Here is a 20,620-nt window from a genome sequence, read left to right on the forward strand (position 1 = left end):
GATTTTTCACTTGATAGAGGCGTTTGTTGCGGGGTGCAGGGGTGACAACGCCGGGTCCCGGCCCCGACCCACCCGCACCCGCCCGCGCTACACAAACCCCCACCGAACCGCCACAGGCGCCGCAGGCACCACACCACGCCCCCGCAGGGCACCGCGCACCGCACCGCACCGCGCACCGCACCGCCACAGGCCGCCGCAGGCACCGCGCACCCCGTACCGCGCACCGCCCGCCGAACCGCCACACGCCGCCGCAGGCACCCCCGCGCCACACCGCCGCAGGCACCCCCTACCGAACCGCCACCCGGATCCCGCCCCCGACCCGCTCCACCCGCACCCGCGTCAGATCCGGCACCACCACATCGGGCCGGTGGAAGCCGGCCCGCGCCCCCACGCCCACGACCCGCATCCCCGCGGCCCGCCCGGCCTGGATACCCGCCGCGGAGTCCTCGAAGACGACACACTCCTCGGGCGGGACCCCCAACGCGGCGGCCCCCTTCAGGAACCCCTCCGGATCGGGCTTGCTCGCCCCCACGCTCTCCGCGGTCACCCGCACGTCCGGCAACGGCAGCCCCGCCGCGGCCATGCGAGCCGTCGACAGGGCGACGTCCGCCGAGGTGACCAGCGCGTGCGGCACCCCCCGCAGCGACGCCAGGAACTCCGCCGCGCCGGGCACGGCGACGACGCCGTCCATGTCGGCCGTCTCCTCCGCGAGCATCCGCGCGTTGTCCGCGAGGTTGTGCTCCATCGGCCGGTCGGGCAGCAGCAGCGCCATCGAGGCGTACCCCTGCCGCCCGTGCACCACCTTCATGACCTCGTCCCCGTCCAGCCCGTGCCGCCCGGCCCAGCGCCGCCAGCAGCGCTCGACGACCGCCTCGGAGTCGACGAGCGTGCCGTCCATGTCCAGCAGCAGGGCGCGGGCGGTGAGGACAGTGGGCACGGTGGTGGCCGTCATCGGCAACTCCAGGACGGGGCGGGCTCCAGAACGGGGCGGGCGGACACGGCCGCGGCGCCCGCGGGAACAAGGCGGCCCCGCCCGCCGGTCAGGGAAAACGAGCGGGAGCCACTTTGTTCCTCCACGATACAAAACAGAGCGGAATCCCGCCACCACCCACAGCGAGAGTTCACCGGCCGTTCAGCCACGGCCGAACCCTCAGCCGCGCACCGCCTCCCAGAGGCTCCACACGCCGAGCCCCGTCATCAGCAGCGCCGCGACCTTCGTGATCAGCGCGAACGGCACCCGCCGCAGCAGCGCCCGGCCGCCGACGATCCCTATCCCGGCCACCGACCACAGCGCCAGCACGGCCCCCAGCCCCACGGACAGCGGATTGTCGTATCGCGCCGCGAGGTTGGCCGTCATGATCTGCGTGAGGTCCCCGAACTCGGCGACGAGGATGAGCATGAATCCGGCTCCGGCGACCTTCCAGAAGGACTGGTTCTCCGGCTTGCGGATCTCCTCGTCGTCGTCCCCCTTCTTGAAGAGCAGCATCGCGGCGCCGCCCAGGAACAGCACCCCGGTCAGCACGTGCAGGATCCGCTGCGGCAGCAGCGTCAGCACGCTGCCCGCCGCGACGGCCAGGGTGACGTGCAGCACGAAGGCCGCGGCGACGCCGGCGAAGACATAGGAGGCGCGGTACCGGGTCCCGAGCACGAGTCCGGCCAGGGCGGTCTTGTCGGGGAGTTCGGCGAGGAAGACGACGCCGAACGTGAGCGCCAACACGGTGAAGCTGATCAAGGTTCCTCAATCGGTCGGGGCCGCCCCGCCGAGAGTGCTGGACCTTCCGGGAGGACACCTCGGCGCGGCAGCACACTGGGCGCCCGTGCCGTAGGACACGGGCGTGCACTGCTGGCCGAAGGTCTCGCTGGCGAGGTCCACGGGACCCGCCTCCGGGCGCCGGCTCAGACGAGCTGAGCAGTATGTCGACGTTCCGGCGAAGAGCTACTCCCCTTCTGCACAGCCCATGGTACGCGACGCCTCGCGACCGAATTCCCCCGCATACCTTGTCATGTCATGTACGCGTCACTAGCTTCTTACCCGTCGCACACCTCCCCGCAACACGACGTCGCGAGCATTCCCTCGCTCGCACCCCAACGCCCCCACGACTCCAGGGAGTTCGCATGCCGAAGTTCTACGCGCGTCGACGGCTCAGCATACTCGCGGCGCTGACCGGCCTCATAGCCTCCGCCGCGCTGTTCAACTCCCCGACCGCCTCCGCCGCCCTCCCCACCCCGGTCAGCGCGTCCACCGCCCGCAGCTACCTGGCCTCCCTCACGGTGGCCACCGAGAACCGCACCGGCTACAGCCGTGACCTGTTCCCGCACTGGATCACCATCAGCGGCACCTGCAACACCCGCGAGACCGTGCTGAAGCGGGACGGCTCGAACGTCGTCACCGACTCCTCCTGCGCGGCCACCAGCGGCAGCTGGTACTCCCCCTACGACGGCGCCACCTGGACGGCCGCATCCGACCTCGACATCGACCACCTGGTCCCGCTCGCCGAGGCCTGGGACTCCGGGGCCAGCGCCTGGACCACCTCCCAGCGCCAGGCCTTCGCCAACGATCTCACCCGCCCGCAGCTCATCGCCGTCACGGACAACGTGAACCAGGCCAAGGGCGACCAGGACCCGGCCACCTGGGTTCCGTCCCGGTCGGCGTACGTCTGCACCTACGTACGCGCCTGGGTCCAGGTCAAGTACTACTACGACCTCTCGGTCGACTCGGCGGAGAAGACCGCGCTCACGAACTACCTCGCCGCCTGCTGACCGACACCACACCAGACCGACACGACCCCGGACCGACACCGCGCCGGACGGACACCACCCCGGACCGACACCACACCAGACCGATCACCGCGCCGGACCGACACAACACCAGACCGACGCCACGCCGGACCGGCCCGTGACCGCCGATACCTCCCCGTTCCCCTCCGTCGCCCCGTACCGTACGGGGCGACCCGTACGGGGCGACGGAGGAGGGCGATCACGTGTCCGGACTGCGCCTGGGACCGCTGCTGAGGTACGCCGACGGCTCGTCCGCGACCGTCTGGGTCGAGACGAGCCGTCCGTGCACCGCCGAGGTGCGCTGCGCGGACGGCGCGCGCGGCGCGTCCCGCACCTTCCAGATCGCCGGCCACCACTACGCCCTCGTCCCGGTCACCGGCCTCACCGAGGGCACGACGACGCCGTACGAGGTGTTCCTGGACGGCACGCGCGTGTGGCCGCTGCCCGACGCGCCCTTCTCCGGCTTCCCGCCCTCGGTCATCCGCACCCCGGGCCCCGGCGACGCCCTCCGCGTCGCCTTCGGCTCCTGCCGCTGGGCCGCCCCGCCCGCCGCCGCCCGCCAGGACCCGGTCGGCCCCGACGCCCTCGACTCGCTGGCGGGCCGCATCGCCGCCGCCCCGGACGGCGAGCGCCCCGACGTACTGCTCCTGCTGGGCGACCAGGTCTACGCGGACGAGACCTCAGACGCGACCCGGCGCTGGCTGGCCGCCCGGCGAGACCTGCGCGAGCCTCCCGGCAGCCAGGTCGCGGACTACGAGGAGTACACCCGCCTGTACCACGAATCGTGGCTCGACCCCGAGGTGCGCTGGCTGCTGTCCACCGTGCCCAGCTGCATGATCTTCGACGACCACGACGTCATCGACGACTGGAACACCTCCGCCGCCTGGCTGGCCGGCATGCGCGCCACACCGTGGTGGCGGGAGCGGCTGCTGAGCGGCCTGATGTCGTACTGGGTGCACCAGCACCTCGGCAACCTCCCGCCCGCCGAACTCGCCGCCGACCCGCTGTACGCGGCCGTCCGCGCCGCCCCGGACGGCACGGACGCGCTGCGCGCCTTCGCCTGCCGCGCCGACGCCGACCCCGCCTCGGCGCGCTGGAGCTACCGGCGCGACTTCGGCCGCGTACGTGTGCTGATGGTGGACTCGCGGGCGGCCCGGGTGCTCGACGAGGACGACCGCGCGATGCTGCACCCGGGCGAGGCACGATGGCTGCGCGAACAGGTCCTCGACGGGCGTGAGGACGGGCGGGACTCCTACGACCACCTGCTGCTCGGCACCTCCCTGCCCTGGCTGCTGCCGCACCTGGTGCACGACGCCGAGGCGTGGAGCTCGGCCCTGTGCCGGGGGGACCGCGGCGCGCGCTGGGCACGGATCGGGGAGCGGCTGCGGCAGGCGGCCGACCTCGAACACTGGGCGGCCTTCCCCGCCTCCTTCGACGCGCTGTGCGGACTGATCGCCGAGACCGGCAGCGGCCCCGGCGCGCCCGCGACGGTGCTGGTGCTGTCGGGGGACGTCCACCACGCGTACGCGGCGGAGCCGACCTGGCCGGCCGGCTCCCCGGCCGCCCGGGTCCTGCAACTGACCTGCTCCCCCGTCCACAACACCGTCCCGCTGTCGATGCGGCTCGGCTTCCGTTTCGGCTGGAGCGCGCCGGCCCGCGTCCTCGGCCGCGGCTTCGCCCGGCACGCGGGCGGCGAGCGGCCGCCGGTGAAGTGGCGCAAGACGGGCGGCCCCTGGTTCGGCAACCAGCTGATGACCCTGACGCTGCACGGACGTTCGGCCCGCCTACGGCTGGAGCAGGCACAGCCGGACGGATCACTGAGAACCGTCCGGGACTCGGCCCTGACCACCTGACTCAGGACAAACCTGGACGACACCCCCGCCCGACAGCCCGCACAGCGCAGCAAAGTGAACATGCCGTGCGGAACCCACGCAGCCCCCGTGAACCTCCTGTCACACCCGACGCGTACGCTGTATGGCTGTTGTTCGGCCGCTCCTGCCGCTCCCCCGCGACATCGCGGCACGGTCTGGCCGACGGGGGAGTTCACGGGGAGTTGCGGTGCTGGAGAGTATGGGGTCGCTGACCGGCAGCCCTTGGATCTACGCCATGGTGGCGCTGTCGGTCCTGCTGGACGTGTTCCTGCCGGTCCTGCCGAGCGGCGTGCTGGTGATAGCCGCCGCCACGGCCGCGGCGGCGGGCTCGGCGACCGGCCAGGTGCCGCACGACGTCCCCGACATCCTGGCGCTGACCCTGTGCGCGGCCCTCGCCTCCGTCCTGGGCGACCTGGTGGCGTACCGGCTGGCCTGGCGCGGCGGCGAGCGCCTGGCGAACACCATCGCCCGCTCCCGCCGGCTGACCTCCGCTCAGGAGCGCCTCGGCGCGGCCCTGGCCCGCGGCGGCGGCGCCCTGGTCGTCCTCGCCCGGTTCGCCCCGGCCGGCCGCTCGGTCGTCTCCCTCGGCGCCGGCGCCGCCCACCGCCGCGCCCGCGACTTCCTGCCCTGGTCCGCCCTGGCGGGCCTGGCCTGGGCCGCCTACAGCGTCGCCCTCGGCTACTTCGGCGGCCAGTGGCTGGGCGCGACCTGGCTGGCCACCGGGGTGTCCGTGACGGCGCTGTGCGCCGCGGGCGCGGGCGCGGGGTACGTGGTGCGCCGGCCGGTGAAGGTCTCCTGAAGGTCCCCTGACGGGTCCCGGTTAGCCGCTCACGCGCTGCCCCCGCACCTCCAGCCCGGCGAGCAGCTCCGCCGTGGCCGCGGCGACCGCGTCGACGGCCCGGTCGAAGACCTCCCGGTTGTGCGCGGCGGGCGCCCGGAACCCGGACACCTTCCGTACGTACTGCAGGGCGGCGGCCCGGATCTCCTCTTCCGTCGCCTCCTCGGGCAACGCGGGCGGGCGCAAGGTCTTGATGCTCCGGCACATGGCACCAGTCTCCCGCACGCCCGCGAAGCCTGCGATGATCCCTGCCGAGGCGGCCACCGCTACGGGGCCGACCGACGAAGGGAACCCGCACATCATGGCGAACGAACTCACCATGGCCGTCCTCGGCCCGGGCGGCATCGGCGGCCTGCTCGCCGGACTCCTGGCGCGCGCCGGGCACCGGGTGATCTGCCTGGCCGGCGAGGACACCGCCGACACGCTGCGCACGTCCGGCATCCAGGTCCGCAGCGGCCTGTACGGCGACTTCACCGCCCGCGTCGAGGCCGACACCGTCCTGCGCACGCCGGTCGACGCGTGCCTGGTCGCCGTCAAGCACACCGCCCTGGACGCCGCCCTCGACCGGGTGCCGCCCGGAACGCTGGGCGACGGACTGCTCGTACCGTTCCTCAACGGCGTGGAGCACCCCGCGGCGCTGCGCGCCCGCTACCGCCCCGAACTCGTCGCCCCGGCCGTCATCCGCGTGGAGTCCACCCGCGTCGCGCCGGGCGTCATCGAACACGGCAGCCCGTTCGCCGAGATCGACCTGACCGGCGACACCGTGGACCGGGCACGCCTCGACGCGCAGGCCCGCGTCCTGGGCGACGCCGGGCCGGTGACCCGGGTGCTGGACGACGAGACGGCGGCGCTGTGGGCGAAGATGTCGTTCCTGGCGCCGTTCGCGCTGCTCACCACCCGCTACCGACTCCCGCTGGGCGAGGTGCGCACCCGGCATCGCGAGGAGCTGACGGCGCTGGTGGAGGAGACGGCGGCGGTCAGCCGGGCGTGCGGCGGACCGGCCGACCCGGGGCAGGCCCTGGCCCGCTACGACGCCTTCCCGCCGCAGACCAGGTCGTCCATGCAGCGCGACGCCGAAGCGGGACGCGCACTCGAACTGGACGCCGTCGGCGGCGCGTTGCTGCGGGCGGCCGAGCGGCACGGGGTGCGCGTGCCGGTGACGTCCCGGCTGGTGCGGGAGCTGGCCGGGGCCGGGAGCTGACGGTCACCCGGCCGACAGGTCGATCCGCCAGTCGTTGGACGTGATCCAGTGCCCCTTCGGGTACTCGAAGTCGACCGGGCCGAGGAGGGTGAACCCGGCCCGGCGGCACACGGCGTTCGACGCGGCGTGCTCCACGCTCGGGAAGGCGTGCAGCCACCGGGGCCCGCCGGCGGCGCGGGCCTCCTGGACGACGGCCCGGGCCGCCCGCGCGGCCAGCCCCCGCCCCTGGAACTCGGGCAGCACCCCCCACCCGGTCTCCCAGACGGCGCCGCCCCGCCACGCGCGCTCCCAGAACCCGATCGAGCCGACGGTCTCCCCGCTGTCCGCCAGCATGACCCGGTACATGCGCCCCGAGTCGAGCTCCAGATACCGACGATGCCGGTCGAGCAGCTTCTCCTCACTCTCCGGCCCGCCCAAGTGCTCGGTCATCTCAGGGCTGTTGATCCGCCGCAGCAGCCAGAGGTCACCCTCCCCCCACCCCTCCAACCGCACTCGCACCCCGTCCGCGCTCTCCCCGCCCACGCTCTCCATGCCGCCGACCCTAGCCCCCACCTCTGACACCGCCCCGCCTCTGACACCGCCCCGCCCCTGCCCTCGGACCCCCCGCCCGGCATCCCGGCCCGCGCCCCACTCGTTCGTGTGAACCCCCGCTGGGAACTCGCATCTCAAATTCGAACAGGCGTAGCATTGCGCCGTGGCTACGACCTATGACTTTCCGAGTGACCTTCTCGCCGGTCAGGAGGAGCTGCACCAGGTCAGGGCCGAGCTGTCGGCCCTGCTCAAGCGGCTGCCCTGGTCGGTCGAGCCCCTGGACGGTTTCAGCGACGGCGGCGGCTGGCGCAAGGTGGAGCGCCCCGCCTCCCCCGGCTGGTCGGCCGACGAACAGGCCGAGGTCGAGAAGCTCCGGCAGCGCGAACACGAACTCGCCGTCTTCGTCACCACCCACCGCTTCTGGGCGGACGTAGCGGCCGCGGAGCGCGTGGAGGCCCGCACAAGGCTCAAGCACGCGCACGAGGAGCAGGGCGACCGGAAAGAGGCCTGAGCCCCGCCACACACACGAAGACCCCGGCCGCACCCGGCCGGGGTCTTCGCACGACGTGGGCGCGGACGGTTTCGAACCGCCGACATCCTGCTTGTAAGGCAGGCGCTCTACCCCTGAGCTACGCACCCGAGACGATTCGACAGCCTACCTTGCCCTGCGCCGTGCCCCGCAATCCCGTATCGCCGCACGGCGAACTGATCGGCTCGTGTGTTCGTCCTCCACCAGTGGGACAATGAAACCGGGCACCGGCCTGGTCGGATGACAGCACGGGGAGAGGGATGTGACGGCGACACCTTCGCAGCCGTACCCGCCGATGGTGCCGCGCGCACGTCGCCGTTCCGCGCTGCCGGACGCGTTCGCCCTCGTCGCCCTCCCGCTCGTCGCCGTGCTGGCGTTGCCCGCGGCGTTCGCCGGCGGGGGCACCCGGCGCTGGTTCGGCGGGCGTTCGGAGAGTCAGCGGGCGGAGGCGCAGGCCGCGAAGGACGCCGCGGCGGCCGCGTTCTACGAGCTCGACACCGCCCAGCGCGACCTGCGGATCTCGATCGAGACGATCACGGCCGTCGACGACTCCCCGGCCGCCCGGCGCGCGGTCTCGGACTTCGAGGCGATCAGCCGCCGTATCGACGAGGCCAGTCACCGCTACATCGAGGCCGTCGACGCCCATGATCTGGACCGGGACGACCTGGAGGCGTCGGTCGCCGCGCACGCGCGTGCCGAACTGACCGCCGCGAAGGACGAGCTGACCCGCGTCAAGCAGGAGCTGGACCGTTTCGGGGACGGGCTCGGCCCGCTGCTGGGGAAGGCGGAGACCCAGCTCGCCCGGCTCGCCCCGGCGGTCGAACGGGCCCGGCAGGGGCTGCTGGCCGCGTCGAACGCGCTGGACGCGGTGCGGGAGTCGGGGCTGAAGGCGGACGACCTCGCGGCCCGCCTCGCCGCTCTCGGGCCGGAGCTGACCAGGCTCAACCAGGGCGCCGGGAAGCACGGCGTCCCGCAGACCCTGGAACGGGCCGAGCGGGTCGCGCGGGAGGCCGGGGCGATCCGCGCGGAGGCGGAGCGGCTGCCGGAGACGGCGGCCGAGACCGACCACCGGCTGGTGTCGCTGCGCACCCGCGCGCAGGCGCTGACCACGCGGGCCGGACAGGTCGAGCCGGTGCTGAGCGAGCTGCGGCGGCGGTTCACCGTGGCGTGCTGGCAGGACCTGCAGCACGTGCCGGAGCACGCGGCGCAGAGTGTGCGGCAGGCCGAGCTGAAGCTGCGGGAGGCGCAGGCGGCGCGGGACGCGCAGCGCTGGCCGGACGCGACCGCGCTGCTGGCGACCGTGCGGGCGCTGCTGAACACGACCGACGAGTCCGTGTCGGCGGCGGGTGACCGGCTGCGGCGGCTGAACGCCGTGCAGAAGGATCCGCGGCAGGAGATCGACCGGACGCGGTTCGCGATCCGCGACGCGCAGCGGCTGGCGATGGCCGGGCGCAACACGCCCGACCCGCGGCACGCGCGTCCGCTGGACGACGCGGTGGAGCGGCTGGAGCGGGCGATCGGCACGCTGGAGGGGCGGCACCCCGACTACTGGCACTTCCTGACGGAGACGGAGGCGGTGCGGCAGACGGTGGCGCGGGTGGTGGCGCAGATCCGCGAGGAGCGCGGGACCGGCCACTGAGGGCCCTGTGGCGATGACGCCCGGCCGGTTAACCTGTGCGCATGCCTCGCTACGAGTACCGCTGCCGGACCTGCGGCGACACCTTCGAACTGAGCCGTCCCATGGCGGAGTCCTCCGCCCCCGCCACTTGCCCGACGGGTCACGACGACACGGTCAAGCTCCTGTCGACGGTCGCGGTGGGCGGCACGGCCGCCGCCCCCGCGGCGGCCCCCCGCGCCGGAGGCGGCGGGGGCGGCTGCTGCGGCGGAGGCTGCTGCGGCTGACGTCGCGCCCCGGACGGGCCGCCCCCGGTGCCGCCACCGGCCCCCGGCCCCTGTCCCGGCACCGGAGTCCCGGCCCAACCCCGAGCCCCGGCCCGGTCTGGCCCGGCCCCGAGCATCGGCCCCGTCCGGCCCTGGTTCGCCCCCGAGCACCGGCGCAGTCCGGTTCTGGCCCAGCCCTGGGCCCTGGCCCAGCTCCGGGGCCCTGCCCCGGCCCTCGGTCCGGCCCACGGGCCCGGCACGGGCCCTGGCCCGACACCACAGCCTCGGCCTGCCCCTGAGCCCCGCCCCGGCCCTGGTCCGGCCCACGGGCCATGGGCCGGCCTTTGAAGCCCTGGCGGGGCGGACTCCGTTCCCGCCCACCGGGCACCGTGCCCTGGCCCGGCCCTGCGGCCCCTGAGCCATGTTCCGGCCCCCGGCCCTGGTACGACCCCGAGCACCGGCGCGGTCCAGTTCCGGTCCAGCCCCGGTCCAGCCCCGGGCCCGTGGCCCGACAGCGGAGCCCCGGCCCGGCCTTGGTCCAACCCCGGGCCCTGGCCCGACACCACAGCCTCGGCCTGCCCCTGAGCCCCGCCCCGGCCCTGGTCCGGCCCACGGGCCATGGGCCGGCCTTTGGAGCCCTGGCGGGGCGGACTCCGTTCCCGCCCACCGGGCACCCGGCCCTGGCCCGGCCCTGCGGCCCCTGAGCCATGTTCCGGCCCCCGGCCCTGGTACGACCCCGAGCACCGGCGCGGTCCAGTTCCGGTCCAGTTCCGGTCCAGCCCCGGGCCCGTGGCCCGACACCGGAGCCCCGGCCCGGCCTTGGTCCAGCCCCGGGCCCTGGCGCGAGGCCCCGGTCCGGCCCCCGGCTAGCGGGGGGCCCGGGAGGCGGTCAGGAATTCGCGCAGGATGCGCTCGCCTGCCAGTACTCCCCGCTCGGGCAGTGCGCTGATCGTGGGGGCCGTCCAGTCGGCGTCGGCGAGTTCGCCGTGGCCCGGGCGCCAGCCGCGGTCGGCGGCGAGGAGCAGGTCGGCGTCGAGGAGGGAGTCGCCGGCGGCGAGCGTGAGGTCGGCGCCGGTGCGGCGGGCGACCTCGTGCATCGCGGCGCTCTTGGTGAGCGGCTTGGGCACGGCGTAGATCTTGCGGCCCTGCAGCGAGACCGTCCAGCCGCGGTTCTCCGCCCACACCGCGAGTTCCTTCACCCACTCCTCGGGCAGCAGTTCGCGCTCGACGACGAGGTAGGCGAAGAGGTCCTCGGCGACCCGGTGCTTGCGCACCCAGAGCGGGTCCGCCGTGGCCATCAGGTGCTCGCGCACCTCCGCCAGCGGCGCGCACTCCTCGGCGAGCCGGGCGGTCACGCGCGCGTGCCAGTCGAGGTCGGACACGCCGTCGACCATCAGGTGCCCGCCGTTGGCGCAGATCGCGTAGGTGGGCGGCGGGCCCGGCAGGTTGATGCGCAGGTACTGCTTGCGCGTGCGGGTCGTGGTCGGCACGAAGACCGCCGCGTCGCCGAGTTCGGCCAGCAGTCCGGCGGCGGACTCGGTCATGAACGACAGCGGTCTGCTCTCGTGCACCTCGACGCACAGCAGCCGGGGCGCCCGGGCGTCCGGCATGGTCAGCGCGAGGGCCGCGGACGAGTAGATGAGCGTGCGGTCGAGGTCGCTGGCCACCAGTACCGGCATCAGACCGTCACCGCCCTGCCGTCGGCGCCGGTCGCGCCGCGGGTGAACCGCGGGTGGATCAACCCCACGCAGGTGTACGGCAGTTCGCCGACCTCCTCGACGGGTACGCCGCGCTGTTCGGCGAGCAGCCGTACGTGGTCCAGGTCGGCGCCCGCCCCGGCCCGGGCGAGGATCTTCCAGGGCACCCGGCGCAGCAGCACGCGGGTGGTCTCGCCGACGCCGGGCTTGACGAGGTTGACGTCATGGATGCCGTACTCCTCGCTGATGCGCTCGACGGCGGCCCAGCCCTCCCAGGTCGGCGTGCGGTCGCCGGACAGCAGTTCCTTGGCCTGCGCGTCGACGGCGTCCACGACCTCGGGGAAGCGGGCGCCGACGGCGTCGAGGAAGCCGGTCGACACGTCGGCGCCGGCGAGTTCGCGGTAGAACTTCGCACCGTGGAAGTCGTGCGGGCCGACCAGGTCGGCGCGCAGGACGGTGCGCGAGATCAGGCCGGAGACGGTGGAGTTGAGGCAGGCGGAGGGGATGAGGAAGTCCTCGCGGGTGCCGTAGGTGCGCACGCACGAGCCGGGGTCGGCGAGCACCGCGATCTCCGGGTCGAAGCCGGTGATGCCGTCGCCGGCCTCGAACTCGGCGAGCGCTGCGGCGAGTTCGCGGGTGATCGCGCCCTTGCCGGTCCAGCCGTCGACGAAGACGACGTCCCGCGGGTCGTGGTGGGCGGCCAGCCAGCGCAGCGCGTTGGCGTCGATGCCGCGGCCGCGCACGATAGAGACGGCGTAGTGCGGCAGGTCCAGGCCGTGCCGGAACCGTGCCCAGCGACGCATCAGCACGCCGACGGGGGTGCCGGCGCGGGCCAGCGAGACGAGCACCGGGCGGGGTGACCGTTCGGCGAGGACGACCTCCGTCACGGCGCCGACGGCCTGCGCGAGGCGGGCCGCGGACTCCTCCAGTGCCGTGTGGAACAGCCGCTGGTACTGCTCGCTGGGCTGGTATTCCACCGGCAGCGACTCGGCGTAGTGCGCGCCGCCGCTCTGGATGGCCTCCTCGCGCTCCTCGGTCGGCGCCTCCAGCGTGACGTCCGAGAGGTCCTGCAGCAGCCAGCCGACCTCCTCGGGCGGGTAACTGGAGAAGGCGGGGCCGCGAAGGGGCTCGGGCAGCATGGCGGGCCTTTCGGGAACGTACCGGGGTGCGGGCGCGTACGAGGGGACGACCGCGAGCAGGACGTGCGGGGTGTGGGCGGCGAGCCGGGCGAGCAGGCCGTCGGGGGCGTGCAGGGCGGGGGTGTCGGCGGCCGAGTCGACGACGGCGACGACGGCGTCGAAGCCGGCGCCCGCGACGTTGTAGGCGTAGCGCTCGCCGGGGCCGTCGGCGGGGTCGTCGTGGGCGGGGAAGACCAGGCGGCTGCGTATCGCGTAGCCGGGGTCGTCGACGGCGAGGACGGGCGAGCGGGTGGTGGTGGAGTAGCGGACCTCGGCGTCGGCGATCTGTTCCAGTTCGCGGGCGAGCCTGAGGGGCGCGTACATGAGTTCCTCGAAGCCGAGGACGAGGACGCGGCGCGCGCCGGCGGGCAGGGCTTCCGCGAGCCGGGCGGTCATCGCGGGCAGCGCGCCTTCCAGGCGGGCCCGGTGCGCCGGGGTGAAGCCGTGCCGCCCGCCGTCGGGCAGGTCCTCGGGCCAGCCCAGGTCCACCCGGGCGACGCGGCCGGCGGGCCGGGCCGGCTCGTGGCCCGGGTGCGGGTGGGCCGGGACCGGTCGCGCGGCCTCCCCCACCCCCGGGGAGCCGGCGCCGGGGCCGGCCTCGCGGCCAACGCCGGAGCCGGACTCGGACTCGGAGCCGCCGTGCTGAGAAGGCGCAGCGCGTCGTGCGCTCGCTCCCGGCGAAGCCGTGCCCCGGGGGCGGCCGGCCGCGTCGCTCGCGGACTCGTAGCGCGCCACCAGTTCCTGTCCCCGCTCCAGGACCCCCTCCGGCAGCAGCACCGTGCCCGAGGCGGCCGCCACCAGGTCCACCCGTGCGCCGATCTCCCGGGCGAAGTCCTCGAGCCGCCGGGCGTCCGCGGCCGAGCGCATGTCGACCAGGGCGACGACGACGTACCTGGCGCGCGGATAGCGCTGGTGGAGGTCGCGGACGGTGTTCAGCACCGTGTTGCCGGTGGAGAACTCGTCGTCGACCAGGACCAGCGGCCCGTCGCCGGCCAGCAGCGCCGGGTCCTCGGGGAGCAGCAGGTGGGAGGTGGCGTGCGAGTGGGACTCCTCGAAGCCGCCGGCGGGGGCGACGCCGGGGACCGGGCGGCGGGTGGAGTGGAGGTAGGGGGCGGTGCCGAGGCCGTCGGCGACGGAGTGGCCGAGGCCGGTGGCGGTCTCGGCGTAGCCGAGGACTACGGCGGCGCGGGCGTCGTCGGGGCCCAGCAGGTCGCGCACCCGGCGGCCGAGCGCGAAGCCGTGGCCGTAGACGACGGACGGCGCCTGCGGTACGTGCTTGCCGAGCACGTTGGAGACGAGCAGATGGGCCCGCTTGGGGTTGCGGCGCAGCGCGAGCCCCAGCATGCCGGTCAGCTTGTCGTCGCCCGTGAGTTCGACGCCGAGCCGCTCGGCGACCCAGCTGCCGGACCAGACCCGGTTGTTGACTGCGTTGTTCATGCGTCCCTAGGTGATGAGGTGGGCTCAGCCGGGGATTCCGGCGGCGAGCAGGTCCACGAAGCTGACGTCCTCGTTCGCGACGCCGAAGACCTCGGCCCGCAGCATGGTGCGCTCGGCCCAGGCGCGGTGCGGCTTCACCTCGTTCATCTTGTTCGTGTACGCGGATCTCAGCACACCCCCGCCGCCGCGCTCGGGGCGCAGGATGTCCGCGGCGTCGCTGAACTCCTCGTGGCTGACCACGGACAGCGCGTGCACGGGCAGCACGTGGGAGGGGTGGATGCAGGTCTTGCCCATCAGGCCGTTGGCCTGGTCCAGCGAGATCTCCCTGAGCAGCCCGTCCATGGCGTGCTCGATCAGTCTCTCGCGCAGTTCGACGGCCTGCCCCTCGAGGAAGGGGCTGGTGCGCAGCATCGGCTTGAACATGCGCTCCGGGACGCGGAAGTACTCCCAGACCGGGCCGGTCACCGTGAAGCCGGTGCCGTCGGCGCGGCCCAGCATGTTGACCACGTCGGCGATGACGGAGGCGACGATCTGGACGTCGTAAGCCGTCATGTCGGGGGCCCGGCGCAGGCCGTAGGAGGAGCAGAAGTCGGTGACGCCCAGGCGCAGCGCGAGGACGCGGTCGCGGTACTTGTCGACGGCGCGGAAGATGCCCTCCAGGGTCTCCACGCGCGACTCCCGGTAGAGCAGTTCGGGCGATTCGAGTACGGGCATGGCGAACAGCCGCCGGCCGCTCGCGGCCTCGGCGCTGGTCAGGGCCTCGAGGAAGGGGATGCCGCGTTCCTCGGTGAACTTCGGGAACACGAATCCGGACAGCAGCCGGACGGTGGGGCCGAGGCGGCGGACGAGGTCGGGTATCTGTTCGGGGGTGCGGACCCGGATGAACAGCATGGGCAGGTTCCGGCCGTCCTGGCGGTCGAGGTCGGCGAACTGGCTGACCAGGTTCTCCTCGCCGGCCAGCACGTCCGCGTCGTCGATGGAGTCCTCCAGGCACAGCACCATCGAGATCACGCCGTTCCGGGCCTGCTTGACGATGTCGTCGGCGAGGTGGGGGCGGGTGGCGGGGCTGTAGAGGGTGGCGCCCAGGGCGGCGGACAGCACGCGGGCCGGGGAGTCGGCGGTGAACACGCACGGCTCCTGGTGGAAGAGGCGCTGTCGCACCTCAGGGGCGATGTGCCCGAAATGACGCATGGAACTCCCCCGTGGCGCAAGACAAGCCTGTGGATTTTGAGAACAGGTGGCCGGTAATAGTACGTACCGGCACGTGTCCGGGGTTCCCGCCGGGCATGAATTTCCGGTAACGCCCGTGGGCACAAAGGTAGGGCGTCTCACCCCCACGTTGTCGTGAGCAGGACCGAGAAGGCAGGATGACGGTATGACGCACGCGATGCTGAAGGGGTCGAACGTCCCGCTGGAGGCCACCACGGTGCGCGCCGTCGTGCGCTGGACGCCCGGGCAGGGGGTCCCGGACGTCGACGCCTCGGCGCTTCTCCTCGGCCCCGACGGTCGTGTGCGCTCCGACGAGGACTTCGTCTTCTACAACCAGCCCCGGCACCCTTCCGGGAAGATCTGGTGGCTGGGCAAGAAGCGGACCGCCGAGGGCCCCACCGACACGATCCAGACAGATCTGGCCGGTGTGGAGGCCGAGGTCAGCCGGATCGTGGTGGTCGCGTCGGCGGAGGACACCCCCTTCGAGCGCGTGCCGGGGCTGTGCATCCTGCTGTACGACGCGCGGGTCGCCGACGGTGATCCGATCGTCACCTTCGACATCAAGCCGGAGACCGGCAAGGAGACCGCGCTGATCTGCGGCGAGCTGTACCGGCGCGGGGAGAGCTGGAAGTTCCGCGCGCTGGGCGAGGGGTACGTCAACGGTCTGAAGGGTCTGGCCACGGACTTCGGCATCTCGGTGGACGAGTCGGAGGAGGCGGCGCCGCAGCCGGCGTCCACGCCGGAGGTCTCCCGGGCCCTGCCTCCGGAGCAGCCCACGGCGGCGGTCCCGGCCCAGCCGGGGTACGGCTATCCGCCGTCGGCGCCGACCACCCAGCAGCCGCCGCCGACCACGGCGTACGGCTACCCCCATCAGCCGGCCGTGACGGCCGCCCGTTCCGGCTACGGCTATCCGCCCGCGGCGACGGCGGCGCCGGACCCGGACTTCCGGCTGCCGCCCCAGGGGCCTCAGTTCATCCGGCCGTAGCCGGTCACCGCTACGCCTTCGTCTTGTAGCCGCGCCCCCACTGCAGTCCCCACCCGTACAGCCGGTCGAGTTCGGCCTGGAAGCCGTAGACGAACTTCACCTCGCGGCGCACGAGGAGTTCCCCCTTGACGTTCTCGATCATCACCACGGCGCAGGACCGGGCCTGGGGGTGGCGTTCGTCGAGGCCTATCTCGATCCGGGGTCCGTTGCTGGGGTAGAGGGTCACCATCGCCTGCGTACGGTCGAAGGCGGGCGTCTGGTCGTATATGTAGACGAAGACCAGCAGTCGTTTGATGGCCTCGCGGTGGTCGAGGTTGACGTAGATCGTCTCGCCGGACGCCGACCCGAAGCGGTCGTCGCCGCTGAGTTTGACGTACGGTGCCGCGTTGACGTCGCCGAAGTAGCCGCCGAGCGGCTGGACCACGCCCTTGGAGCCGTCCTCGAGTTCGTAGAGGCAGCCCAGGTCGAGGTCGACGTTGACCATGCTCTGGCTGTGTCCCATGATCTCCGGCGGCTTGAGCGCCTTGAGGGGGTGGCGCAGCAGGGACTCCCGCTGCGGGCCGCCGAGGTCGCTGGTCCGCATCCGCCAGGTGAGGTTGATGCGCAGGTTCCCGGTGGCCGCGCCCTGCTTGGTGAGCGAGACCTGGCGGTGCCGTTTGGTCAGCTCGATGGCGTTGCTGGCCGCGCTGCCCGAGTCGAAGTCGGTGTCGCGTCCGCGCCACAGTCCGTCCAAGAAGCCCATTCCGCCCCCACGTCCGCTGAAAGCCTTCGGGGCGGCCGGGTGGTCCGGCCGCCCCGCACAGAGCGTTCCCTCCCCCGCGGGGCCGTCACACCCCGGAGGAGACCTCAGTCTTCTCGTCCGAGCCCGCGTTTCCCCCGGACCCGGCGAGCGCGTTGTTGCGGCGCACGGAGGACCAGAAGGACCAGGCGATCAGGATGACGCCGACCAGGCCCGTGATGACCTCGTTGATCTGGTACTGGATGGTGACCATGAGGATCACGGCGAGGGCGCCGATCGCGTAGTGCGCGCCGTGCTCGAGGAAGACGTAGTCGTCGAGGGTGCCCTGGCGGACCAGGTAGACCGTCAGCGACCGCACGTACATCGCGCCGATGCCCAGGCCGAGCGCCATCAGGACGATGTCGTTGGTGATGGCGAACGCGCCGATCACTCCGTCGAAGGAGAAGGACGCGTCCAGCACCTCGAGGTAGAGGAACATGAAGAACGCGGCCTGGCCGGCGAGGACGACGGCGGGTTTCTTCTTGCCGGTCCGCTCGGCCTCTTCCTCCTCCTCGTGCTCGCGCTCCTCCTCTTCCTCCAGCCGGTCCTCGAAGTAGCCGGACAGACCGCCGACGACCATGTACGTGATCAGGCCGGCGATGCCGGCGATCAGCACCGTCTGCGCCTTGTCGACGTGCGAGCCGCCGTGCTGGTGGGCGTGGGTGGCGAAGGTGAAGGAGGTGATCAGCAGGACGATCAGGGAGATGCAGACCGACAGCATGTCGACCTTGCCGAGCTTGGCCAGCGGCCGCTCGATCCAGCGCAGCCACTGGATGTCCCGGTCCTCGAAGATGAAGTCGAGGAAGATCATCAGCAGGAACATGCCACCGAACGCGGCGATGGCCGGGTGGGCGTCGGTGACGAGTTCCTGGTAGCGGTCCTTGTTGTTCAGCGCGAGGTCGACGGCCTCGATGGGGCCCATCTTGGCGCTGATCGCGACGATCACGACGGGGAAGACCAGCCGCATGCCGAAGACGGCGATGAGCACGCCGACCGTGAGGAAGATCTTCTGCCAGAAGGCGTTCATCTTCTTCAGGATTCCGGCGTTGACGACCGCGTTGTCGAACGACAGGGAGATCTCGAGGACGGAGAGGATCGCCACGATGCCGAAGGCCTCCCACCCCCCGTAGAAGACCGCAGCGACCAGACCGATCGCGGTGACCGCGAACGACCAGCCGAAGGTTTTCAGAAGCACTGGCTACCCAATCCGTATGGTGGGGGTCCCCCCAAGCCGGGCTCGGGGGAAGGTCTCCCCCGCGCCATACCCGGCTTTTTACGAAACATTGACCCCAAAGTCTAGAGCGATCCCCCGCAACCCGGACGCGTACCCCTGCCCCACGGCCCGGAACTTCCATTCGCCCTGGTAGCGGTAGAGCTCGCCGAAGATCATGGCGGTCTCGGTGGACGCGTCCTCGCTCAGGTCGTAGCGTGCGAGTTCCTGCCCGTCGGCCTGGTTGACGACCCGGATGAACGCGTTGCTGACCTGACCGAAGGTCTGGTTGCGCTCGTCCGCCATGTGGATGGAGACCGGGAAGACGATCTTGTCGCACTGGGGCGGCACCTTGGCCAGGTCGACCAGGATCGACTCGTCGTCGCCCTCGCCCTCACCGGTGAGGTTGTCGCCGGTGTGTTCCACCGAGCCGTCCGGAGACGTGAGCTGGTTGTAGAAGACGAACCACTCGTCGCCCAGCACCCGCCCGCCGTTGCACAGCAGGGCGCTGGCGTCGAGGTCGAACGGGGCTCCGGTGGTGGAGCGCGCGTCCCAGCCGAGCCCGATCATCACCTGGGTGAGATTGGGTGCGGCCTTGGACAGGGAGACGTTGCCCCCCTTGGCGAGCGTGACGCCCATGATGCTGGTCCTCCCCGAGTTGCTGCCTGTTCTGTTGTCCTGCGCACCCCCGGAGGGGCGCCCCCGGGCGCCGCACGCGAACGGTGCGGCGCCGGTGTGACGAGACCTCGCGCCCGTCTCAGACGTCCACGCCTCAGACGTTCACGCCGAAGTCCTGCGCGATGCCGCGCAGGCCCGACGCGTAGCCCTGGCCGATGGCGCGGAACTTCCACTCCGCGCCGTGCCGGTAGAGCTCGCCGAAGACCATGGCGGTCTCGGTGGAGGCGTCCTCGCTCAGGTCGTAGCGGGCGATCTCCGCGCCGCCGGCCTGGTTCACGACGCGGATGTAGGCGTTGCGGACCTGGCCGAAGGACTGCTGGCGGTTCTCGGCGTCGTAGATGGAGACCGGGAAGACGATCTTCTCGATGTCCAGCGGGACACCCGCGAGGTTGACCTTGATCACCTCGTCGTCGCCCTCGCCCTCACCGGTGAGGTTGTCGCCGGTGTGCTCGACCGAGCCGTCGGGGCTCTTGAGGTTGTTGAAGAAGACGAAGTGCTGGTCGCTGCCGACCTTGCCGGAGCTGTTCAGCAGCAGCGCGCTGGCATCGAGGTCGAAGTCGGTGCCGGTCGTGGTGCGGGCGTCCCAGCCCAGGCCGACGAGGACCGCGGTCAGGCCCGGGGCCTCCTTCGTCAGTGATACGTTGCCGCCCTTGCTGAGGCTGACTCCCACGAGTCCTCCATTGGTGTGTTGGGCGGGGAGCCCCGCCGCGCGTTATGACATCGGATCAACGGTTTGATCCTAGTGACGGGTTCCCGTCCGCCGCAGGCCTTGGCGGCGACAAAATCAGAGGGTGTCGAGCGCCTTGACGTAGTCGTTCAGGTCACGGGCGTCCGGCAGCGCGTTGACGACCGTCCAGCGCACCGTGCCCTCCTTGTCGATGACGAAGGTGCCGCGCACCGCGCACCCCTTGTCCTCGGCGAAGACGCCGTAGGCGCGGGAGACCTCGCCGTGCGGCCAGAAGTCGCTCAGCAGCGGGTACTCCAGGCCCTCCTGCTCGGCGAAGACGCGCAGGGTGTGGATGGAGTCGTTGGAGACGGCGAGCACCTGGGTGTCGCGGTCGGCGAACTTCGGCAGGTTGTCCCGCACCTCGCACAGCTCGCCGGTGCACACGCCGGTGAAGGCGAACGGGTAGAAGAGCAGGACGACGTTCTTGTCGCCTCGGAAGTCGGACAGCTTCACGGTGCGGCCGTGGTTGTCCTTCAGCTCGAAGTCGGGGGCCTTGTCTCCGACCTGGATCGCCATGGGTCGTACGTCCCTTCCGGTGGGGCTGTCGGGGTGGTGGCACCACCCTACGCAGCGATCACGGGACGCCGACGGGCGGGCCGGTCGCACCGGCCCGCCCCGGGCGTGTCACTTCTTGGTCTTGGCCGCCTTGGGCGTCACCAGCCGGCTGCCGCTCCAGTCCTTGCCCACGCTGACGCTCTTGGAGGCGGACAGCCCCGCCGTCGTCGCGGCTTCGGAGATGTCGCTCGGCTCCACGTAGCCGTCCCGGCCTGTCTTCGGGGTCAGCAGCAGGATCGAGCCGCCTTCTTCGACGTACGTGGTGGCGTCCACCAGCGCGTCCGTCAGGTCGCCGTCCTCGTCGCGGAACCACAGCACCACGGCGTCGGCCACGTCGTCGTACTCTTCGTCCACCAGGTCGCTGCCGATGACGTCCTCGATGGCCTCGCGGAGCTCCTGGTCGACGTCTTCGTCGTAGCCGATCTCCTGGACCACCTGCTCGGGCTGGAACCCCAGCCTGACGGCAGGGTTCGTCCGCTCCTCCGCGTGGTCCGCGGTCGCGCTCACGGGTTGCCTCCTGATCATGTCTTGGTGATG

General features: G+C 72.4%; 21 protein-coding genes and 1 tRNA gene. 8 read left to right on the top strand and 14 right to left on the bottom strand.

Translation table 11 applies throughout. The features are described 5' to 3' along the window. Positions 1-286: 286 nt before the first annotated feature. The gene (locus AB0G63_RS29410) at positions 287-952 is read right to left on the bottom strand and encodes an HAD family hydrolase (RefSeq protein ID WP_360756247.1); all 666 of its coding nucleotides are present in this window, start codon (positions 950-952) and stop codon (positions 287-289) included. Positions 953-1,150: 198 nt separating this feature from the next. Continuing rightward, the gene (locus tag AB0G63_RS29415) at positions 1,151-1,732 is read right to left on the bottom strand and encodes a TMEM165/GDT1 family protein (protein ID WP_360756250.1); all 582 of its coding nucleotides are present in this window, start codon (positions 1,730-1,732) and stop codon (positions 1,151-1,153) included. 383 nt (positions 1,733-2,115) lie between these two features. On the opposite strand from AB0G63_RS29415, the gene AB0G63_RS29420 reads away from it, so the two are divergent. The 3 genes from AB0G63_RS29420 (at position 2,116) to AB0G63_RS29430 (ending at position 5,448) form a co-directional block, all read left to right on the top strand. After that, entirely contained in the window at positions 2,116-2,760 is a 645-nt protein-coding gene (locus AB0G63_RS29420; protein WP_360756253.1) for an HNH endonuclease family protein, read from the top strand. A 221-nt stretch (positions 2,761-2,981) separates the two neighbouring features. Further along, positions 2,982-4,631 carry an alkaline phosphatase D family protein gene (locus AB0G63_RS29425; RefSeq protein ID WP_360756257.1) on the top strand — a complete coding sequence of 550 codons (1,650 nt, stop codon included), beginning with the start codon at positions 2,982-2,984 and terminating at the stop codon, positions 4,629-4,631. Positions 4,632-4,836: 205 nt separating this feature from the next. Beyond that, positions 4,837-5,448 carry a VTT domain-containing protein gene (locus tag AB0G63_RS29430; protein WP_360756260.1) on the top strand — a complete coding sequence of 204 codons (612 nt, stop codon included), beginning with the start codon at positions 4,837-4,839 and terminating at the stop codon, positions 5,446-5,448. A 21-nt stretch (positions 5,449-5,469) separates the two neighbouring features. Here AB0G63_RS29430 and AB0G63_RS29435 read toward each other — a convergent pair whose 3' ends face one another. Continuing rightward, the gene (locus tag AB0G63_RS29435) at positions 5,470-5,694 is read right to left on the bottom strand and encodes a DUF2277 domain-containing protein (protein WP_324789426.1); all 225 of its coding nucleotides are present in this window, start codon (positions 5,692-5,694) and stop codon (positions 5,470-5,472) included. Positions 5,695-5,788: 94 nt separating this feature from the next. Here AB0G63_RS29435 and AB0G63_RS29440 point away from each other — a divergent pair, with 94 nt between their 5' ends. Beyond that, positions 5,789-6,688, top strand: coding sequence for a 2-dehydropantoate 2-reductase (locus AB0G63_RS29440; protein ID WP_360756364.1), 900 nt, complete (start codon positions 5,789-5,791; stop codon positions 6,686-6,688). 3 nt (positions 6,689-6,691) lie between these two features. On the opposite strand, the gene AB0G63_RS29445 is transcribed toward AB0G63_RS29440, so the two are convergent. Next, on the bottom strand, positions 6,692-7,219 hold the full coding sequence (locus AB0G63_RS29445) for a GNAT family N-acetyltransferase (RefSeq protein ID WP_360756263.1): 528 nt from the start codon (positions 7,217-7,219) through the stop codon (positions 6,692-6,694). Between the two features lie 163 nt (positions 7,220-7,382). Here AB0G63_RS29445 and AB0G63_RS29450 point away from each other — a divergent pair, with 163 nt between their 5' ends. Further along, positions 7,383-7,730, top strand: a complete 348-nt coding sequence (locus AB0G63_RS29450; RefSeq protein ID WP_360756265.1) for a hypothetical protein — start codon at positions 7,383-7,385, stop codon at positions 7,728-7,730. Positions 7,731-7,786: 56 nt separating this feature from the next. On the opposite strand, the gene AB0G63_RS29455 is transcribed toward AB0G63_RS29450, so the two are convergent. Beyond that, positions 7,787-7,858, bottom strand: a tRNA-Val gene (locus tag AB0G63_RS29455). Positions 7,859-8,010: 152 nt separating this feature from the next. Here AB0G63_RS29455 and AB0G63_RS29460 point away from each other — a divergent pair. Together AB0G63_RS29460 and AB0G63_RS29465 are read left to right on the top strand one after the other, a co-directional pair. Next, positions 8,011-9,387: a hypothetical protein gene (locus AB0G63_RS29460; protein ID WP_360756267.1), complete on the top strand. Its 1,377-nt coding sequence runs from the start codon at positions 8,011-8,013 to the stop codon at positions 9,385-9,387. A gap of 41 nt (positions 9,388-9,428) precedes the next feature. After that, on the top strand, positions 9,429-9,650 hold the full coding sequence (locus AB0G63_RS29465; protein ID WP_360756270.1) for a zinc ribbon domain-containing protein: 222 nt from the start codon (positions 9,429-9,431) through the stop codon (positions 9,648-9,650). Positions 9,651-10,495: 845 nt separating this feature from the next. Here AB0G63_RS29465 and AB0G63_RS29470 read toward each other — a convergent pair. From AB0G63_RS29470 to AB0G63_RS29480, 3 genes are read right to left on the bottom strand one after another with little or no spacing between them, the layout of a single operon-like run. Continuing rightward, the gene (locus AB0G63_RS29470) at positions 10,496-11,308 is read right to left on the bottom strand and encodes an HAD family hydrolase (protein ID WP_360756273.1); all 813 of its coding nucleotides are present in this window, start codon (positions 11,306-11,308) and stop codon (positions 10,496-10,498) included. Further along, on the bottom strand, positions 11,308-13,941 hold the full coding sequence (locus AB0G63_RS29475; RefSeq protein WP_360756276.1) for a phosphoribosyltransferase: 2,634 nt from the start codon (positions 13,939-13,941) through the stop codon (positions 11,308-11,310). Before AB0G63_RS29475 ends, AB0G63_RS29470 begins: the two co-directional genes overlap by 1 nt. Positions 13,942-13,965: 24 nt before the next feature. After that, the gene (locus AB0G63_RS29480) at positions 13,966-15,132 is read right to left on the bottom strand and encodes an HpcH/HpaI aldolase/citrate lyase family protein (protein WP_360756278.1); all 1,167 of its coding nucleotides are present in this window, start codon (positions 15,130-15,132) and stop codon (positions 13,966-13,968) included. Between the two features lie 184 nt (positions 15,133-15,316). Between AB0G63_RS29480 and AB0G63_RS29485 the strand changes: the two genes are divergently transcribed. After that, positions 15,317-16,135 (top strand): TerD family protein, encoded by an 819-nt coding sequence (locus tag AB0G63_RS29485; protein WP_360756281.1) that lies wholly within the window; start codon positions 15,317-15,319, stop codon positions 16,133-16,135. A gap of 10 nt (positions 16,136-16,145) precedes the next feature. On the opposite strand, the gene AB0G63_RS29490 is transcribed toward AB0G63_RS29485, so the two are convergent. From AB0G63_RS29490 to AB0G63_RS29515, 6 genes are all read right to left on the bottom strand, one after another. Further along, positions 16,146-16,877 carry a Tellurium resistance gene (locus AB0G63_RS29490; RefSeq protein WP_360756284.1) on the bottom strand — a complete coding sequence of 244 codons (732 nt, stop codon included), beginning with the start codon at positions 16,875-16,877 and terminating at the stop codon, positions 16,146-16,148. Positions 16,878-16,962: 85 nt separating this feature from the next. Then, on the bottom strand, positions 16,963-18,108 hold the full coding sequence (locus tag AB0G63_RS29495) for a DUF475 domain-containing protein (protein ID WP_360756286.1): 1,146 nt from the start codon (positions 18,106-18,108) through the stop codon (positions 16,963-16,965). A gap of 78 nt (positions 18,109-18,186) precedes the next feature. Next, a complete protein-coding gene (locus AB0G63_RS29500; protein WP_360756289.1) occupies positions 18,187-18,762 on the bottom strand; it encodes a TerD family protein in 576 nt (191 codons plus the stop codon). A 133-nt stretch (positions 18,763-18,895) separates the two neighbouring features. Next, a complete protein-coding gene (locus AB0G63_RS29505; RefSeq protein WP_360756291.1) occupies positions 18,896-19,471 on the bottom strand; it encodes a TerD family protein in 576 nt (191 codons plus the stop codon). A gap of 114 nt (positions 19,472-19,585) precedes the next feature. After that, complete coding sequence (locus AB0G63_RS29510) at positions 19,586-20,044, bottom strand: peroxiredoxin (protein WP_360756293.1); 459 nt, start codon at positions 20,042-20,044, stop codon at positions 19,586-19,588. Positions 20,045-20,152: 108 nt separating this feature from the next. Next, complete coding sequence (locus AB0G63_RS29515; protein ID WP_324789411.1) at positions 20,153-20,590, bottom strand: DUF3052 domain-containing protein; 438 nt, start codon at positions 20,588-20,590, stop codon at positions 20,153-20,155. Positions 20,591-20,620: the final 30 nt, after the last annotated feature.

Source organism: Streptomyces sp. NPDC020996 (assembly GCF_040641355.1).
GTDB lineage: Bacteria > Actinomycetota > Actinomycetes > Streptomycetales > Streptomycetaceae > Streptomyces.

Bases quoted from the DNA above. Each gene is read 5' to 3' on its own strand.
- AB0G63_RS29410 (WP_360756247.1), bottom strand. From the start codon at position 952: ATGACGGCCACCACCGTGCCCACTGTCCTCACCGCCCGCGCCCTGCTG.
- AB0G63_RS29420 (WP_360756253.1), top strand. From the start codon at position 2,116: ATGCCGAAGTTCTACGCGCGTCGACGGCTCAGCATACTCGCGGCGCTG.
- AB0G63_RS29435 (WP_324789426.1), bottom strand. From the start codon at position 5,694: ATGTGCCGGAGCATCAAGACCTTGCGCCCGCCCGCGTTGCCCGAGGAG.
- AB0G63_RS29440 (WP_360756364.1), top strand. From the start codon at position 5,789: ATGGCGAACGAACTCACCATGGCCGTCCTCGGCCCGGGCGGCATCGGC.
- AB0G63_RS29445 (WP_360756263.1), bottom strand. From the start codon at position 7,219: ATGGAGAGCGTGGGCGGGGAGAGCGCGGACGGGGTGCGAGTGCGGTTG.
- AB0G63_RS29465 (WP_360756270.1), top strand. From the start codon at position 9,429: ATGCCTCGCTACGAGTACCGCTGCCGGACCTGCGGCGACACCTTCGAA.
- AB0G63_RS29470 (WP_360756273.1), bottom strand. From the start codon at position 11,308: ATGCCGGTACTGGTGGCCAGCGACCTCGACCGCACGCTCATCTACTCG.
- AB0G63_RS29475 (WP_360756276.1), bottom strand. From the start codon at position 13,941: ATGAACAACGCAGTCAACAACCGGGTCTGGTCCGGCAGCTGGGTCGCC.
- AB0G63_RS29480 (WP_360756278.1), bottom strand. From the start codon at position 15,132: ATGCGTCATTTCGGGCACATCGCCCCTGAGGTGCGACAGCGCCTCTTC.
- AB0G63_RS29485 (WP_360756281.1), top strand. From the start codon at position 15,317: ATGACGCACGCGATGCTGAAGGGGTCGAACGTCCCGCTGGAGGCCACC.
- AB0G63_RS29490 (WP_360756284.1), bottom strand. From the start codon at position 16,877: ATGGGCTTCTTGGACGGACTGTGGCGCGGACGCGACACCGACTTCGAC.
- AB0G63_RS29500 (WP_360756289.1), bottom strand. From the start codon at position 18,762: ATGGGCGTCACGCTCGCCAAGGGGGGCAACGTCTCCCTGTCCAAGGCC.
- AB0G63_RS29510 (WP_360756293.1), bottom strand. From the start codon at position 20,044: ATGGCGATCCAGGTCGGAGACAAGGCCCCCGACTTCGAGCTGAAGGAC.